The 16,547-nt window shown below is 32.1% G+C and carries 14 protein-coding genes and 1 other RNA gene; 8 read left to right on the forward strand and 7 right to left on the reverse strand.

Features of this window, described 5'->3' with window-relative positions; translation table 11 throughout:
- Positions 1–123 precede the first annotated feature (123 nt).
- From aroC to HQN62_RS10780, 3 genes are all read left to right on the forward strand, one after another.
- Positions 124–1,185: a chorismate synthase gene (aroC, locus tag HQN62_RS10770; protein ID WP_173504362.1), complete on the forward strand. Its 1,062-nt coding sequence runs from the start codon at positions 124–126 to the stop codon at positions 1,183–1,185.
- A gap of 63 nt (positions 1,186–1,248) precedes the next feature.
- Positions 1,249–2,523: a dicarboxylate/amino acid:cation symporter gene (locus tag HQN62_RS10775; protein ID WP_116795235.1), complete on the forward strand. Its 1,275-nt coding sequence runs from the start codon at positions 1,249–1,251 to the stop codon at positions 2,521–2,523.
- A gap of 198 nt (positions 2,524–2,721) precedes the next feature.
- A complete protein-coding gene (locus HQN62_RS10780) occupies positions 2,722–4,926 on the forward strand; it encodes a response regulator (RefSeq protein ID WP_116795234.1) in 2,205 nt (734 codons plus the stop codon).
- Positions 4,927–5,034: 108 nt separating this feature from the next.
- On the opposite strand, the gene HQN62_RS10785 is transcribed toward HQN62_RS10780, so the two are convergent.
- Both HQN62_RS10785 and HQN62_RS10790 read right to left on the reverse strand, forming a co-directional pair.
- Positions 5,035–6,285 (reverse strand): DEAD/DEAH box helicase, encoded by a 1,251-nt coding sequence (locus HQN62_RS10785; RefSeq protein WP_173504363.1) that lies wholly within the window; start codon positions 6,283–6,285, stop codon positions 5,035–5,037.
- A gap of 109 nt (positions 6,286–6,394) precedes the next feature.
- Positions 6,395–7,435 carry a formimidoylglutamase gene (locus tag HQN62_RS10790; protein ID WP_173504364.1) on the reverse strand — a complete coding sequence of 347 codons (1,041 nt, stop codon included), beginning with the start codon at positions 7,433–7,435 and terminating at the stop codon, positions 6,395–6,397.
- A gap of 87 nt (positions 7,436–7,522) precedes the next feature.
- Between HQN62_RS10790 and HQN62_RS10795 the strand changes: the two genes are divergently transcribed.
- Entirely contained in the window at positions 7,523–8,398 is an 876-nt protein-coding gene (locus HQN62_RS10795; RefSeq protein WP_173504365.1) for a hypothetical protein, read from the forward strand.
- 88 nt (positions 8,399–8,486) lie between these two features.
- Here HQN62_RS10795 and hutI read toward each other — a convergent pair whose 3' ends face one another.
- Together hutI and HQN62_RS10805 are read right to left on the reverse strand one after the other, a co-directional pair.
- On the reverse strand, positions 8,487–9,725 hold the full coding sequence (gene hutI, locus HQN62_RS10800; RefSeq protein WP_173504366.1) for an imidazolonepropionase: 1,239 nt from the start codon (positions 9,723–9,725) through the stop codon (positions 8,487–8,489).
- Between the two features lie 6 nt (positions 9,726–9,731).
- Positions 9,732–10,781, reverse strand: coding sequence for a glutaminyl-peptide cyclotransferase (locus HQN62_RS10805; protein ID WP_173504367.1), 1,050 nt, complete (start codon positions 10,779–10,781; stop codon positions 9,732–9,734).
- Between the two features lie 88 nt (positions 10,782–10,869).
- Here HQN62_RS10805 and ffs point away from each other — a divergent pair.
- The 4 genes from ffs (at position 10,870) to fsa (ending at position 12,878) form a co-directional block, all read left to right on the forward strand.
- Positions 10,870–10,967: signal recognition particle sRNA small type (gene ffs, locus HQN62_RS10810), an RNA gene on the forward strand.
- A gap of 92 nt (positions 10,968–11,059) precedes the next feature.
- The gene (locus HQN62_RS10815) at positions 11,060–11,863 is read left to right on the forward strand and encodes an SDR family oxidoreductase (protein WP_173504368.1); all 804 of its coding nucleotides are present in this window, start codon (positions 11,060–11,062) and stop codon (positions 11,861–11,863) included.
- Positions 11,864–11,873: 10 nt separating this feature from the next.
- Positions 11,874–12,068 (forward strand): hypothetical protein, encoded by a 195-nt coding sequence (locus HQN62_RS10820; RefSeq protein WP_173504369.1) that lies wholly within the window; start codon positions 11,874–11,876, stop codon positions 12,066–12,068.
- A gap of 153 nt (positions 12,069–12,221) precedes the next feature.
- Positions 12,222–12,878: a fructose-6-phosphate aldolase gene (fsa, locus tag HQN62_RS10825; RefSeq protein ID WP_111410476.1), complete on the forward strand. Its 657-nt coding sequence runs from the start codon at positions 12,222–12,224 to the stop codon at positions 12,876–12,878.
- 250 nt (positions 12,879–13,128) lie between these two features.
- Here fsa and HQN62_RS10830 read toward each other — a convergent pair whose 3' ends face one another.
- The 3 genes from HQN62_RS10830 to HQN62_RS10840 all read right to left on the reverse strand — a co-directional run bounded on the left by HQN62_RS10830 (position 13,129) and on the right by HQN62_RS10840 (position 16,226).
- Positions 13,129–14,568 carry an MFS transporter gene (locus HQN62_RS10830; RefSeq protein ID WP_173504370.1) on the reverse strand — a complete coding sequence of 480 codons (1,440 nt, stop codon included), beginning with the start codon at positions 14,566–14,568 and terminating at the stop codon, positions 13,129–13,131.
- 196 nt (positions 14,569–14,764) lie between these two features.
- Positions 14,765–15,466 (reverse strand): LytR/AlgR family response regulator transcription factor, encoded by a 702-nt coding sequence (locus tag HQN62_RS10835; protein ID WP_111410478.1) that lies wholly within the window; start codon positions 15,464–15,466, stop codon positions 14,765–14,767.
- Positions 15,456–16,226, reverse strand: coding sequence for a sensor histidine kinase (locus tag HQN62_RS10840; protein ID WP_254454431.1), 771 nt, complete (start codon positions 16,224–16,226; stop codon positions 15,456–15,458). Before HQN62_RS10840 ends, HQN62_RS10835 begins: the two co-directional genes overlap by 11 nt.
- Between the last annotated feature and the right edge of the window lie 321 nt (positions 16,227–16,547).

Here is a 16,547-nt window from a genome sequence, read left to right on the forward strand (position 1 = left end):
TTTGTTTACTCTGAAAAACAAGTTGATTTATATGGATATTGTATAGAATTATTGTGAAATATTACTAATTTATAATTTTTAGTTTAATTCATAAAACTTACATTTGCGTAAAATTTTTATACAATGGCAGGAAATAGCTACGGCACACTATATAGAATAACTACTTTTGGAGAATCGCATGGTGAAGCGTTAGGAGGAATTATTGATGGTTGTCCTTCTGGAATTCAACTGGATTTGGAGGCAATTCAATTTGAAATGTCACGAAGAAAACCAGGTCAATCGGCGATAGTTACCCAAAGAAAAGAACCAGATGATGTCCAATTTTTATCAGGAATTTTTGAAGGAAAAACTACTGGAACGCCTATTGGTTTTATTATTCCGAATACCAATCAAAAATCGGATGATTATTCCCATATAAAAGATAACTACAGACCCAGTCATGCCGATTATGTGTATGAAAAAAAGTATGGAGTTCGTGATTATCGAGGGGGAGGACGCAGTTCTGCCCGCGAAACGGCCAGTAGAGTAGTAGCGGGAGCTATTGCTAAACAAATGCTTTCCAATATTAAAATAAATGCTTACGTTTCGGCCGTAGGTCCTCTTTCTTTGGATACACCTTACCAAGAATTGGATTTTTCTAAAATAGAAAGTAATCCAGTACGTTGTCCGGATGAAGCTATGGCTGCAACAATGGAAGATTATATTAAACAAATTCGTAAAGAGGGTGATACAGTAGGAGGTGTGGTTACTTGTGTAATTCAAAATGTGCCTGTTGGTCTTGGAGAGCCTGTTTTTGATAAATTACATGCTGAACTTGGAAAGGCAATGCTTTCTATCAATGCGGTAAAAGGTTTTGAATTTGGAAGTGGTTTTGAAGGTTCTAAAATGAAAGGTAGCGAACATAACGATTTGTATAATCCTGATGGAACTACCAGAACGAATCTTTCTGGAGGAATTCAAGGTGGCATAAGCAATGGAATGGATGTTTATTTCCGTGTGGCTTTCAAACCGGTAGCAACTATAATGCAAAAACAGGAATCACTAGACAATAAAGGAAATATAACCGAAATGACAGGAAAAGGTCGTCACGATCCTTGTGTTGTTCCTCGTGCAGTTCCCATTGTAGAAGCTATGGCTGCGATTGTTCTTGCTGATTTTTATCTTTTAAATAAAACATATTTATAATTGCAAAGCATCCTTAGTATTTTGACGAGCTAAATATTGAGATTTAACCTTGAAATTAATTAAATGACTACAATTACAACCAAAAAACCATCTTTCTTTAAAGGTCTTACTGGCCAAATTTTAACCGCGATGTTCTTAGGAGCTGTTTTAGGTGTTATTATTCACAACTCTATTGCAGTAGAAAGTGCACAAGAATTCAGCAATAAAATAAAAATGTTAGCTACTATTTTTATTAGATTGGTACAAATGATTATTGCACCATTAGTTTTTACAACTTTAGTAGTGGGAATAGCCAAATTAGGGGATATAAAAACGGTTGGTAGAATTGGGGGAAAAGCCTTAGCCTGGTTCTTTACAGCTTCATTTATTTCATTATTAATTGGAATGTTGTATGTGAATTTATTGCAACCGGGTGTTGGTTTAAATTTGTCTAATGTCGATTTAGCTTCGGCTACAGATGTTACGGCAAAAACTCAAAGTTTGTCTTTTGAAAATTTTATTGAGCATATTGTACCCAAAAGCCTTTTTGAAGCAATGGCTACCAATGAAATTTTGCAGATTGTAGTATTTTCTATATTTTTCGGATTGGCAGCTGCATCAGTTGGAGATCATGCAAAACCAGTGACCGATTTTTTGGATAGAACTTCACATATTGTTTTAAAAATGGTAAATTTTGTAATGAAATTTGCTCCGATTGGAGTTTTTGGTGCTATTGCAGGAGTATTTGCTGTTCGCGATTTTCAGGAATTAGCAATTACTTATTTCAAATTCTTCGGTTCATTTTTAATTGGTATTGGCACGCTTTGGATAGTATTAATTTTTGTAGGGGTACTTTTTCTGGGAAAAAGAATAAAAGTATTGTTGAAACATATCGTGAGTCCATTGGTTATAGCTTTTAGTACAACTAGTTCTGAGGCTGTTTTTCCAAAACTTACAGAAGAATTGGAACGATTTGGCGTAAAAGACAAAATAGTATCTTTTATGTTACCATTGGGTTATTCGTTTAATCTGGACGGGAGTATGATGTATATGACATTTGCGGCAATTTTTATTGCGCAAGCTTATGGAGTACATTTGGATTATCCTACTCAGTTCACAATGCTTTTTGTCCTTATGCTTACCAGTAAAGGGATTGCTGGAGTTCCTAGAGCAAGTTTGGTAGTTGTTGCTGCTACTTGTGGAATGTTTAAAATACCAATTGAGGGTATTGCGTTAATATTGCCGATAGATCATTTTTGTGATATGTTTAGAAGTGCCACGAACGTTTTAGGTAATGCTTTGGCAACTTCGGTAGTTGGAAAATGGGAAGATGAAAAAGAAAGAAAACAAAATAGTTAAAATAGAATTTTAAGTCATTAATATTTGATTTAAATATTAAAAATATAAATATATGATTTTTTGAAAAAAAGCAGTTACAACTCAAATGTAACTGCTTTTTTATTTATCAAACTTAGTGTTATATTTCTAAAATTTTCTGAATTAAAATGTGATATATCTATAGATTATGACGTATATTTGAAGAAATAACTGCTATTTATGCCCCGAATAAGAATAGTTTTATTAATTATTTTGTGGTTTAGTTTTTTAGGTACTGCATTTGGCCAAACGCAATTACCAACCAAAAAAGTAATTGATAAATTAACAAATCAAGCTACTGAGCTACGCGAATCCGGTAATTTTGAAAAATCTTTGTTGATTTCAAGGTTGGCTTTGCGCAAAGCTGTAGCTATACATGACAATGTTCTTATTGCCAAAAATTATAATAATGTTGCAGCTAATTATAATGATTTAGTTGAATTTGACAAGGCTATTTTTTACTACAACAAAGCCTTGATTTATGCCAATCTTACTCAAAATGACACTATAAAACAAAGGATTAATAATAATCTTGGAAATATGTATTGCTTTGAAAAAAAGAAATACGAAAAAGGGGTGGTTTATTATAGAAAGGCACTAGAATACAGTAAAAAAATACCCGATTCTTCTCAAATGGCTTTTACTAATCTCAATATTGCTTGGGCTTTTTTTGATATCGGTAAGTTTCAAGAGGGTGAAGGGAATTTGAAAATGATTAATGCCTATTATAAAAGGCACAATAATAATTCAATTATTGTTGTATTAAAAATGCTTAACGGCATGTATTGGAATTTTAAAAATGAAGATACAAAAGCTGATTTTTATTTTAAAGAGGCCATTCGGCTTGGAAAAAAACTAAATGAAAAATCGGATTTGTCATTTTCTCATTTGGAGTATTCTAAATTTTTATTGAAACGAAAGGATTATAAAAGAGCATATGAAAATCTAGATATTTACACTAAACTCAATGATGAAATTTATGCCGAAGAAAAGTTAGAAAAGGCAAATGTAGAAGGAATTAACTTTGAATTGGATGAATACAGAAGGACCATTGATAAAATTGAAAATGAAAAGGATTTACAATTTCAAAGTTTGAAAAAATCAAGAATCATTGTGTTACTTTTTATAATCGCAATTTTTGTTTTGTTGCTTTTCCTGAACTCATTGATTAAAAATAATAAGTTTAGATTAAAATCAAATGCAGATTTGATGATTGCCAATGAAGAATTGATTATAGCAAATAAAAAAGCAGAAGAATCATCTATTCTAAAAACACAATTTGTTTCTACAATAAGCCATGAATTGCGAACGCCATTGTATGGGGTTGTTGGTATTACTGATTTATTACTGGAAGAGCATAAAGAGCTTGCTTCAAGTCCACATTTAAACTCCTTAAAATTTTCAGCACGTTATTTATTGTCTTTGGTTAATGATATTTTACAGATCAATAAAATTGAAGAAAATAAGATTGTATTGGATAGTTTGACTTTCAATTTGACAGATGAATTTTATATGATAAAAAATTCATTGTCTTTTATTGCTAAAAAAAACAACAATAAAGTATATATAGATGTCGATCCATTAATTCCGGAAAGTCTAATAGGAGATAAATTGAGATTCGCCCAAATTCTTATGAATTTAGTTAGCAATGCCTTGAAATTTACTAAAAATGGAGAAGTAAATATAATTGCCAAACAAGTTGAAATACGAGACAAAACACATTCTATAGAGATTAAAATTAAAGACAATGGTATTGGTATCGCCTCTTTAGACCAACAAAAAATATTTGATAAATTTGTTCAAGTAGGAAGAAAGGAATTAGATTATCAGGGGACAGGTTTAGGTTTGCCAATAGTTAAAAGATTATTAGAACTTTTTGGTAGCGAGATTGTTGTTGAAAGTGAATTAGGAAAAGGGACAGCATTTAGTTTTCTTATCAATTTTGAATTTAATGCAGACAAAACTATTGATATCATAAATAATATTCAGGTAGATATGACTTCTAGTCAAGTATTTAAAGTGTTGGTTGTTGAAGATAATCCTATCAATCAATTGATTACCAAGAGAACCATAGAGAAGAACAATTACTCGTGTGTGGTAGTAGAAGATGGCTTTAAGGCTTTGGAAATTTTGGAAACTGAAGAATTTGATATTATTTTAATGGATATTAACATGCCTTTGATGAATGGATTTGAAACTTCAAGAAGAATAAGACAAAAAGGTATCGAAACTCCAATAATTGCCTTGACAGCCTTTGATAAAAACGAAATTACGGATGAAGCAATTATGGCTGGAATAAACGATATTATTGTAAAACCTTTTGAAGTAGTTCAGTTATTTAAAATTATTAATTGTCTTATTTTAAAAACAAAAAGCGTTGTTTGATACTAATACCTTTTTTTATGTTTTTATTTTGATATTTAGTTAACAAAAAAAAACATTTTAATCTTAGATTAAAATGTTTTTTTTTACAATTGTCCTAATAAAAAGAATTTAGTACCAGCGCTTTTTATTTTGTTTTGATGTTGTTGATTTTCTCGATTTATGTGCGCCACCGCTTCGGTTTGAGTTTTTCTGAGCATTTGGAGATTCTGTAGGACTTCCAGAATGCCAAGGATAGGGATGGTCATTTATAGTCTGAACATCTACTTTAATTAATTTTTGGATGTCTTTCCAGTAATCTTTTTCATCTTTGCTGCAAAAAGAGATTGCAATTCCTCCATTTCCGGCACGACCCGTTCTTCCAATACGGTGAACGTAAGTTTCCGGAATATTGGGTAAATCAAAATTGATGACAAAAGGCAATTGGTCAATATCAATACCACGAGCAGCAATATCAGTAGCCACAAGAACTCCGACTTCTTTATTCTTAAAAGCATCTAGAACACGTTGTCTTGCATTTTGGGATTTGTCACCGTGTATGGCTTCGGCAGGAATTTCTTTTTTTCTCAATGCTTTTACCACGTTATCAGCTCCATGTTTTGTTCTTGAAAAAACTAAAACATCTGATAGATTTTCATTTTTTATCAAATGGTACAATAAGTTTCTTTTTTCTGTTTTTTCAACAAAATATACACGTTGTTCTACATTTTCTGCTGTTGATGAAACGGGGGAGACTGTAACTGTTTCAGGGTCTGTAAGAAACATTTCGGCCAGTTCACGAATGGCGATTGGCATCGTTGCAGAAAAGAAAAGTGTCTGTCTGTTTTTTGGTGTAAGCTTTACAATTTTTTTGACATCATTAACAAAACCCATATCAAGCATTTGATCGGCCTCATCTAGTACCAGTGTATGCAAGTGATCTAGATCGATAAAACCTTGCTTGTGTAGGTCTAATAAACGTCCTGGTGTGGCAATTAAGATATCGACTCCGTTTTTTAAAGCATCTACTTGTGGGTTTTGAGAAACACCTCCAAAGATTGTTAATTGTGTCAAGTTGGTATATTTACCATAGGTGTCAAAGCTTTGTCCAATCTGAACTGCTAATTCCCTTGTAGGAGTAACTACAAGTGCACGAATTACTTTGGCTTTTTTTGATGACCCTACGATTCGATGTAATTGATGTATAATTGGTATTGCAAAAGCCGCTGTTTTTCCTGTTCCAGTTTGTGCACAACCTACCAAATCTCTTCCTGCCAAAACGATTGGAATAGATTGCTCTTGTATGGGTGTTGCTTCTGTATAGCCTTCTTCAAATACGGCTCTTTGTATACTTTTTGAAAGTGATAAATCTTCGAATAACATATTTTTTGTATTAAATATCTTGTAATAAGTACATAGATAAGTGTGCAAAGATAGTGTTATTATTTTTGATGCCTATTAATTTTGAATTTCGCTAACGATAATGTAAAATTTATAATACAATTGAATTTTGTGCTTTCATAAAATCGGTTACTAAATAACCTATCAGTTTCCCAATCAAATGATTGTTTTTGTCTTCACCTAAGTCTGGGGCTCCTTCGCAAATATGCAAATAAGTTGCATTCCTATTTTTTCCGAAAAAAGAAACAAATTGACGCAGTTCTTCGATTGAAAAACCACTTAAAGTCATCGCACTGCTCGCAATATTTGGTATGGCATCCAAATCAATTTCGATTCCAAATGGGTCATTTTTAATAAAATCAAGGGCTGTTAACATTTCTTGATCAAAGTTTTTTTCTTTTCGGATGTTAACGCTATCATAAGTATTGTATCGAACTCTATCTTCGATCTTTTTTATTATATCCAAAACACTTTTGGAAGTATAATTTTCATGTAGTCCAAAAATGAAATATTTTTTTAAGAATCCTTCTTCAAAGGCATACGAAAAACCATTTCCGCTATGGCGCCCTTCCAAAATTCTAAAATCGGAGTGGGCATCAAAATTGACAGCATTTATGGCTTTTCCTTTGGCAAGTGCTGCTCCTTTGATATTTCCGTATGCATTGTTGTGTCCGCCACCAATAACTATCGGGATTTTACCACACTGTATTATTTTGCAAATTATATGGGAAACTTCTTTGTCAATTTTTTCGACCAATTGACTTAATTTAGAACGATCATCGATATCATTGAAATCTAGATTTTCGACTTCTTTCATTTCTTGTTTTACATTCAGCTGACCTAAAGCAATAATTTGGTTGCCTTTTGAAAAACGATTATGTTGTATATTGGCTATACTTTTGATGGCACTTTCCCATGCTGATGCCGCTCCAGGTCTTCCATAATTAGCTCTAACACCAATGTCTTCCGGAATTCCAAATAAGACAAATTTGGCTTCACTTGATTTTATAAAGTCTATAGGGTCAGTGTTCTTTGGAATTGTAAGTATTTTTTCACCAAATTTAATTTCACCACTTCGATGATTGGTGATTTTGGCTAGGTCGTTAATACTGAGTGTAATAAGTTTTTCCATAAAAAATATATTTTTCAAAAATAATATAATTGTGTTAAGTTGCGTTATATATATTATTAAATTTGTAAAAAACAATTATATTTTAACATGGAAAATCAAAAAAACAATTCAAGTCTAAAAGCTGTCATAGCAGTTTTAGCTATTTTATTAGTAGGGAGTTTAGTTTATATTTTTAAAATGTCTTCTGAAGTTGAAGCTGTTCATACCGAAGTTGTAAAAGTTGGTTCTGAAAAAGAATCGGTTATGAAAGATTTACAAGATCTAAAAGCGACTTATGATGCCGCTATTGCAGAAAATACCTCGATGTCTGAGGAATTAATTCAAGAAAGGGATAAAGTCGTTAATTTGATGGATGAACTAAAAAAATCTAATGGTGATTTATCAAAATACAAAAGTCAGGTTCGTACTATGCAAGCTCACATGAGTGAATTGATGAAAGAAAATGAAGGTTTGAAAAAACAAAACGTGACGTTGACTAACCAACGTGATAGTACAGTTGTTGTTTTGGGTCAAGCACAAAAATTTAATGAAGTTTTAGTTGGGCAAAATGAAGAATTAGCAAAAACAGTTGATAAAGGATCTAAATTATCAGTTTTGAACTTGCAAACTGCAGCTTATAAATTAAAAAGTTCGGGTAAAGAAATCGCAACAGATAAAGCAAGTAGAGCAGATGTTCTTAAAATTAGCTTCACTATCGCTGAAAATTCTATAGCAAAATCAGGTGATAAAGATTATTATGTACAAGTTATTGACAGTAAAAATAATGTTTTAGGAGATGCTAAAACGGTTACTTTTGGAGATAAAACTTTGTCATATAGTTTTGTTTCTAGCGTTAAATATGAAAACAAAACTGTTCAGGTATCTCAGGATTTAGCTGGAAAAGATTTTGCTAAAGGATTGTATTCCGTAAATGTTTTCGATAAGGATCAATTGGTTTCTTCAACTAATTTCTCTTTAAGATAATAAGCATGTTTTTTTGAAAAAGAAGGGCGAAATTCAATTTGAATTTCGCCCTTCTTTTTTGACTTATATTTTAAAAAGCTAAAAATTATTATTCAATAATTTTACCATTGAGCATTACTTTATCAATTAGATTACTACCAAAAGCATATGGCAATTGATAGTAGGAAGGTATTGCTTTTGTGATGATTAAATTGGCTTTCTTGCCTTTGGTAATACTTCCGTGGGTTTTGGAAATTCCCATGGCATAAGCACCATTTAAGGTTGCAGCATTTATGGCCTCTTCGGGAGTCATTTTCATTTTGATACAAGCTGTGGCAACTACAAAATTCATATTTCCCGATGGGGTAGAGCCGGGATTATAATCAGTAGCAAGAGCCAAAGGAAGTCCAGCAGCAATAATTTCGCGTGCTGGGGTGTAAGGAATACTTAAAAAATAGGAACAAGAAGGCAAAGCTACCGGCATTGTTTCTGTATTTTTTAAGGTTTCTATGTCTTCTGGTTTCATTATTTCAAGGTGATCTACCGAAAGGGCATTGTGTTTTACACCAGCTTGAATTCCGCCAATAGAATTGAATTGGTTCACATGAATTTTTGGCTTTAAGCCAAATTGAATTCCCGCTTCCATAATTTGTTCGGTCTCTTCGACTGAAAAGTAGCCTGTTTCGCAAAAGACATCAATAAAATCGGCCAATTTTTTTTTGGCAATTTCAGGAAGCATTTCGTTAATAATGCAATCTATATAACCTTTTTTATTGTCTTTAAAAGCAGTAGGGAAGGCGTGAGCACCAAGAAAAGTCGCTTTTATGGTTATCGGATAGTTTTGTGATAATTGTTGAATTACACGCAGCATTTTGAGTTCTCCTTCAACGGTGAGACCGTAACCCGATTTGATTTCGACTGCACCGGTTCCCAAATGCATTACTTCTTCAAGACGTGCTTTTGATTGGATATAAATTTCTTCTTCTGAGGTTTCGTTAAGTTTTTTTGCCGAATTTAATATTCCGCCACCTCGATTGGCAATTTCTTCATAGGTCATTCCATTTATGCGATCCACGAATTCTTGTTCGCGATTACCGGCGTACACGATGTGGGTATGGCTATCACACCAAGATGGAAGGATTGTTTTTCCTGTTGCGTCAATAGTGGTATCGGCATTAATTTTAGGAAAATCGTCCATAGACCCAAAATCAGCAATTAAGTCGTCTTCGATAAGTAAAAAAGCATTTTTAATTGTTGGCAAAATAGCCATCTCAGTTCCAGATACTTTTGAAATGGAATTTTCGCGGACTTGAAGCAGTTCTTTAATATTAACTATTAATGTTGTCATTTAAATTTATTCAGAAACTGTTATTTCAAACATTTTATTCCAATTTTTACCAGTTACAAAAATGGTTTTTGTTTTAGGATTGTAGGCAATTCCATTTAATACATCATCAGGTGTAACTTTCAAAAATTTACGTAAACCTGACATATTCAAAATTCCTTCTACTGCACCTGTGTTTGGATTTACGACAGCAATAGCATCTTTTTGCCAAACATTGGTGTAAATTTTACCATTGATCCATTCCAATTCATTGATGGCTTTAATTTTGGATTCTCCAGAATATACATTTATATGGTCCATCATCTTTTGGGTTTTTGGATCCATTTTCCAAATTTTTTCCGTTCCATCAGTTTGATATATATAGGTACCATCATTAGTCATTCCCCAGCCTTCAATGTCTTTCTCAAAAGTAAAAGTTTTTTCCAGTTTAAATGTTTTGGCATCATATATAAAACCCGTTTTTTCTTGCCAGGTCAATTGGTATAATTTACCGTTTATAAAGGTTATTCCTTCCCCAAAGTACATCGAATCTAAATCAATTTGCTTGTAAACTTTACCGGTTTTGTAATCGTATTTTCTAAAATAGGATGTCCCTTTTTGTCCGGTACTTTCGCATAGTGTGTCATTGTGAAATTCGAAACCTTCGGTAAATGAAGCGGTGTCGTGAGGATAAGTATTTACGATTTTATAATTTATTAATTTCGGAGTTACATTAGAAACCAATTCAATTCTTGCTGTAGCCGCAGAGTTTTCACCTCCAAAATAAACTAAAGCTTTAAGATTTTGGTAACCCAGTTTTTGATCTTTCAAGTTGAAGTTTAGTTTCTCATTTCCTTTTTTGAAACCTACTTTTTTATCGTTTACAAAATAGACAATACTGTCAATTTCTTTAGAATTTGGGTTTAAAATACCCAACGAAATAGCATCATCAGAGATATAATGTGCCTTATAATTGGAATTATCAAAGGTAAATATAGAATTTTCACCATTTTTTGTGTTTCCACAATTGGATAAAATGATTCCTAAGAAAATGATAAATAGGAAGTTATAGTTTTTCATAGTTTTGAAATTTTAAAAAGCCAATATACAACGATAATTTTAAGAGGCAAAGCCCTTGCAAAAATATAAAAAGATTGTATATTTGCACCGGCAAGTCCTACACGACCAGCTCCTGCAGACTCCCCCAGGATGGGAACATAGCAAGGGTACGTGGTTGAGCGGTGCGATGTAGATCGCTTGCCATTTTTTTTATTTCATATTCTTTTCAAGAATTATACAAAAGTAGTCTTCCTTCGGGAGGATTTTTTTATTTTTACCCTAACCATAATTTATAGTTAATGAATAAAGTAGTCTTAATTACAGGAGGTTCTTCGGGAATTGGGAAGTCTATCGGGGAATTTTTGCATCATAAAGGATTTGTGGTGTATGGCACGAGCAGGAATCCTGAACGAGTTCTTAATTCGATTTTTCCTTTAATTACTTTGGATGTAAGAAATGCAGATTCCATTCATTCGGCTGTTGATAAAATTATAGAGATTTCAGGAAGACTGGATGTTGTGATTAATAATGCTGGGGTTGGTATAACAGGACCTTTGGAAGAAATTCCGATGGAGGAAATCAAAAATAATTTTGAAACCAATTTTTTTGGTCCAATTGAAGTGATGAAAGCTGTTTTGCCACAAATGCGTTCGCAGCAATCGGGATTAATAATAAATATCACCTCAATTGCTGGTTATATGGGCTTGCCTTATCGTAGTATTTATTCGGCTTCGAAAGGGGCTTTGGAATTAATTACAGAGGCATTACGCATGGAAGTGAAGTCATTTGGTATTCAAATTGCAAATATTGCACCTGGTGATTTTGCCACCAATATTGCGGCGGGACGTTTTCATGCTCCTGTAATAAAAGGTTCTGCTTATGAAATACCTTACGGAAATAATCTTAAAACTATGGACGAGCATGTGGACAGTGGAAGCAATCCTAATGAAATGGCTGAAGCAGTTTATGCCGTCATTCAAAATTCAAAGCCAAAAATTCATTATAAAGTTGGTGCTTTTATGCAAAAGTTCTCTATTGTCTTGAAAAGAATACTTCCAGATAAAGTATATGAAAAAATGCTTATGAATCATTATAACTTATAAAATTATGGAAATGAATACCGAAATGTTGCCAATTATTTTATGGGTTTTAATCATTATAGTTTCTTGGTTTATTATTCGAAAAATTTTGAAATCATTGAGTGACAGAATAAATAATTCAGAACTTTATAACGCAGACATGCTTAATGTTCTTGAAGAAATTAGAGATGAACTAAAAGAATTAAATAAAAAGAATTCTGATAGATAATTATAAGTTGTAATTTTGCAAAAAAATTGCGTGAAGGATTGAAGCGACATCCTTTTATTTTTTTCTTTAAAAAATAAAAGATATAGCGGAAAGCCTGGTTTGCTTTTTCGGCAAACACGCCCAAGAAATGAACACAATTAAATATATTATATTATGAAATTTTTTATTGATACGGCTAATTTAGCTCAAATTAAAGAAGCACAAGCATTAGGTGTTTTAGATGGAGTTACTACTAATCCATCTTTGATGGCTAAAGAAGGAATTACAGGAAAAAACAATATTTTGAAGCATTATGTCGACATCTGTAATTTGGTTGAAGGAGATGTAAGTGCCGAAGTGAATGCGTTGGATTACGACGGAATGATTAAAGAAGGTGAAGAATTAGCTGATTTGCACGATCAAATCGTGGTTAAATTGCCAATGACAAAAGAAGGTGTTATGGCGGCTAAATATTTTTCTGATAAAGGAATTAAAACTAATGTTACTTTAGTATTTTCTGCAGGACAAGCTTTATTGGCAGCCAAAGCGGGTGCTACTTATGTTTCTCCATTTATTGGTCGTCTGGATGATATTTCTACAGACGGTTTGGCTTTGATTGAAGAAATCAGAGAGATTTATGATAACTACGGTTATGAAACTCAAATTTTGGCTGCTTCTGTACGTCACACTATGCATATCGTAAACTGTGCAAAAATCGGTGCTGATGTAATGACAGGGCCATTATCTGCAATTTACGGTTTATTGAAACACCCATTGACTGATATCGGTTTGGCACAATTTGTTGCTGATTTCGAGAAAGGAAACAAGTAATAAAAGTACTCAGTTTTCAGACTGCAGAATTCAGTCGAGAGAACTAATAAAAAAAAGTCCCATTTCGCAATGAAATGGGACTTTTTTGTTTTTGCTGAAAATGGTCAAAAATTCAATATTTGATTCTATGTTCAAACGAAAATCATATATGCGATTCTCAGTGATTTGATCTTATAAAAAAAATCCCATTCTGTTTTAGAATGGGATTTTTTGAATTCATTTTACTGTATACTAAAATCTGAAAACTTCTTTAGTGTCCTCCAGATACTTTTTTATCAAAATCAATTCCATGTGATTTCAAAATACCGCTTACTTTCCAAGCATAAAATGCAAGATAAGCGAAACAAATGATACCAACGATATAGCTGCTTTGTATTCCAACGAAATCAGCAATTTTACCTTGAAATACACTAACAAAACCACCACCCATAATCATCATAATCAAGAAACTACTTCCTTGGCTGGTGTGTTTACCTAATCCACTTACTGCTAAAGTAAAGATACATGGCCATAAAGTACTACAAAATAAACCTACACTTGTAAAAGCATATACACTAATCATTCCGCTAGTTGTTATTCCTACAGCAGTAGCCAAAATACCTAAACTTGAAAAAATCAGAAGCATTCTGGCAGGATTTCCTTTACTAGCCATATCTGCTCCGATTAATACTAAGATTACTAGTCCGTAGATATAAAAAGGAGTTAAATCGTGATTTGCCATTGCATTTACTGCTAAAAACACTCCAAATGCTAAGTAAGGCGCTAGAAATCTCAATATTTTTAGTAAGCTCATGTTTTCTGTAAAAGCTTCAACTGCTCCAGTCCAACGACCAATCATTAAACTTGCCCAATATAAAGATATGTATGGGGCAACATCTTTGGTTAAAAAGCCTAATTTGCTTTCCATGTAAGCCGGTAAATTACTGGCTGTAGATACTTCAACACCAACATATAAAAATATAGCGATCATCCCCATTACCAATTGAGGATATTGCAATGCTGATGTTTTTACTGAAGCTTTATCGTTAGAATCATCTTCTTCAATTAACTCTGGTCGCTCTGGCAATGATGAGAATTTTAATAAAATAGCAACTATCAAAAATGCAAATCCTAACACGAGGTAAGGAATTTTTACACTTTCAATACTTGCATTGGTGTTACCACTAGCACTTGAGCCAAAAATTGCAAAACTAACAATTAGTGGTCCAATAGTAGTTCCGAAATTATTAACCCCACCAGCTAAAGTTAAACGTTGTGAACCTGTTTTGATTGGGCCTAAAGCAATTGCCAATGGATTTGCAACTGTTTGTTGCAGAGAGAAACCCAATCCAACAATAAAAAGTCCAGCAAGCATTAATGTAAAGGAACCTGTATTGGCAGCTGGATAAAATAAAAGTGTACCCAAAGCAGATATAAGTAATCCTAATGATAATCCATTTTTATATCCAATTTTGTTTACTAAATCTTCTTTAATTAAAAAAGAAACTCCCATATAAATAAGAGAACCAACAGTATATGCTATATAGAATGCAAAAGCTACTAGTTGACTTTCACCTTGTGTTAAATCAAATGCTTTTTTGAAAACCGGGATAAGAATATCGTTACTTGCAGCAACAAATCCCCAAAAGAAGAATACGATGACTAAGGGGATAAATTGTCCCCATTTGGTTTGTGAATTTTCTGAACTCATAATTTTTAAAAATTTAATTTTTTTTGGTTATTATTAATTTTTTGATGCTGCAAGACTGTAAATATATTTGTTAAGAATTTCAAAAAAAAATTTTATGATATAAAGTTTTTCACTTTTATATAAACGACATTATTTCGTCAACAAATGGCGATTTTATTACTTTTTATTGAGTTAAAGTCTAGGTTATATGCAGAAATTATTCCAAGATTTTGCTTTTAACTTCTTTACTGTAATTTCGGCCGATAGGAATTGTATAAGATGAAATTTGTATTCTATTCCCCTCAATAGATTTAACTTTATTCAAAGCTATAGTATATGATTTGTGGATACGCATAAATCGATCAGTTGGTAATTCTTCTGTCAATGAAGTTAATGATTTATGGGTGATATAAGTTTTTTCGGGAGTGACCACTTTGATGTATTCTTTCATCCCTTCGACAAAAAGGATTTCATCGATATTAATTTTTACCATTTTTTTATCGACTTTGATAAAAATGTGTGGTTCAATACGATGGTTTTCAATTTTGATGTTATTTTTTAAATTGTATTCTGCTTCAATTTTGTGAATACATTTTATAAATCGAGGTAACGGAATGGGTTTTACTAGATAATCCAATACTTCCAAGTCATAACTTTCGGCGGCAAATTCCCTGAAAGCCGTTGTAATGACGATTCGAGTTTTGTTTTCAAGCAAACTGATTAATTCAAAACCAGTCATCATAGGCATGTTGATATCTAGAAATACGGCATCAACACTATTTGAATTTATGAATTCGAGTCCTTCTAATGAATTATTAAATGTACCGATAATCTCAAAGTCTGAAAAATTTTCAAAATAATTGAGCAATACTTTTATAGCTAAAGGTTCGTCGTCAATTATTACACATTTAATCTTCATTATATAAAGGTATTTGTATTTTGATTATATAAAAATTGAATTTTATCATTTGGTTTATGATAAAATTATTTTTGTAAATTAGTTTTAGTCTTTTTTTAGTGTTGGACAAACCAATTCCCTTTTTTGTTTTTAAAGGTGGTGAAATTACAAAATTATTTATTATTTCAAATTCAAGATCTGAATTGACAATTCTAAAATTAATTTTTATTTTTAGTTTTTCATTGTTTGCGCCTCCATGTTTAAAGGCATTTTCTAGTAGTGAAATAAAAAGTAATGGAGGGACTTTAATATTATCAATATCGGATTCAAGATTTATTGCAACTTCTACATTTTCAAATCGTAATTTTTCTATTTCGATATAATTTTGCATATAATCGATTTCATTTATCAAAGGCACAAATTTAGTGTCATTTATATCGTATAGAACATATTCCATTAAATTGGAAAGTTTTATGATAACATCTGGAACTTTATCCGAAGACTCTAATGAAAGCGCGTACAGATTATTCAAAGTATTAAAAAAGAAGTGAGGCTGAATCTGATTTTTTAGATATTTTAATTTTATTTTATTTTGATTTTCCATTATCGCTTTGTTGCGATCTCTTTCCCTAAGCCAAGTTAGCATTAAATAAATAGAAGATGCAATTGCAAGGACGTATATTTCTCCAATAGTAACTGCGACAATATGGTTGATTTCAAAGGGTCTGTAGTCTCTATTGGCTTCCGGCCAAATATTTTTTGAAATTATATAATACGTCATTACTGTTTTTAATAAGTATACGACAGCTAAGCTTGCTAATAGGGAAATGGTATATTTAATATATTTTGATTTTAATACATACCTAGGTATGAGTATTAACAAATTGAAATATACAAAAGGTATGTGAAGCGCGTATTCTAATAGATTCGACTTAAAGGAATATTTATAATCATTGAAGTAAGCTCCCCAACGCAAAAAGTTAAGAAAAAACCAGATTCCCCAGAACCATACGTGATTAATAAGTTTAATCTCAAAGCTTATTTTTTTCATTTATTACAGTTATATGTAGAAATATATATAATAGAGTTATTTGCTGTTTTG

The sequence above is a fragment of the Flavobacterium sp. M31R6 genome (genome assembly GCF_013284035.1).
Lineage (GTDB): Bacteria > Bacteroidota > Bacteroidia > Flavobacteriales > Flavobacteriaceae > Flavobacterium.

What these genes read in the sequence shown, in the direction of transcription:
- HQN62_RS10820 (WP_173504369.1), top strand. Translation starts at nt 11,874, where the DNA reads ATGAATACCGAAATGTTGCCAATTATTTTATGGGTTTTAATCATTATA.
- HQN62_RS10775 (WP_116795235.1), top strand. Translation starts at nt 1,249, where the DNA reads ATGACTACAATTACAACCAAAAAACCATCTTTCTTTAAAGGTCTTACT.
- aroC (WP_173504362.1), top strand. Translation starts at nt 124, where the DNA reads ATGGCAGGAAATAGCTACGGCACACTATATAGAATAACTACTTTTGGA.
- hutI (WP_173504366.1), bottom strand. Translation starts at nt 9,725, where the DNA reads ATGACAACATTAATAGTTAATATTAAAGAACTGCTTCAAGTCCGCGAA.
- HQN62_RS10795 (WP_173504365.1), top strand. Translation starts at nt 7,523, where the DNA reads ATGGAAAATCAAAAAAACAATTCAAGTCTAAAAGCTGTCATAGCAGTT.
- HQN62_RS10790 (WP_173504364.1), bottom strand. Translation starts at nt 7,435, where the DNA reads ATGGAAAAACTTATTACACTCAGTATTAACGACCTAGCCAAAATCACC.
- HQN62_RS10815 (WP_173504368.1), top strand. Translation starts at nt 11,060, where the DNA reads ATGAATAAAGTAGTCTTAATTACAGGAGGTTCTTCGGGAATTGGGAAG.
- HQN62_RS10840 (WP_254454431.1), bottom strand. Translation starts at nt 16,226, where the DNA reads ATGACGTATTATATAATTTCAAAAAATATTTGGCCGGAAGCCAATAGA.
- HQN62_RS10785 (WP_173504363.1), bottom strand. Translation starts at nt 6,285, where the DNA reads ATGTTATTCGAAGATTTATCACTTTCAAAAAGTATACAAAGAGCCGTA.
- fsa (WP_111410476.1), top strand. Translation starts at nt 12,222, where the DNA reads ATGAAATTTTTTATTGATACGGCTAATTTAGCTCAAATTAAAGAAGCA.
- HQN62_RS10805 (WP_173504367.1), bottom strand. Translation starts at nt 10,781, where the DNA reads ATGAAAAACTATAACTTCCTATTTATCATTTTCTTAGGAATCATTTTA.
- HQN62_RS10835 (WP_111410478.1), bottom strand. Translation starts at nt 15,466, where the DNA reads ATGAAGATTAAATGTGTAATAATTGACGACGAACCTTTAGCTATAAAA.
- HQN62_RS10780 (WP_116795234.1), top strand. Translation starts at nt 2,722, where the DNA reads ATGCCCCGAATAAGAATAGTTTTATTAATTATTTTGTGGTTTAGTTTT.
- HQN62_RS10830 (WP_173504370.1), bottom strand. Translation starts at nt 14,568, where the DNA reads ATGAGTTCAGAAAATTCACAAACCAAATGGGGACAATTTATCCCCTTA.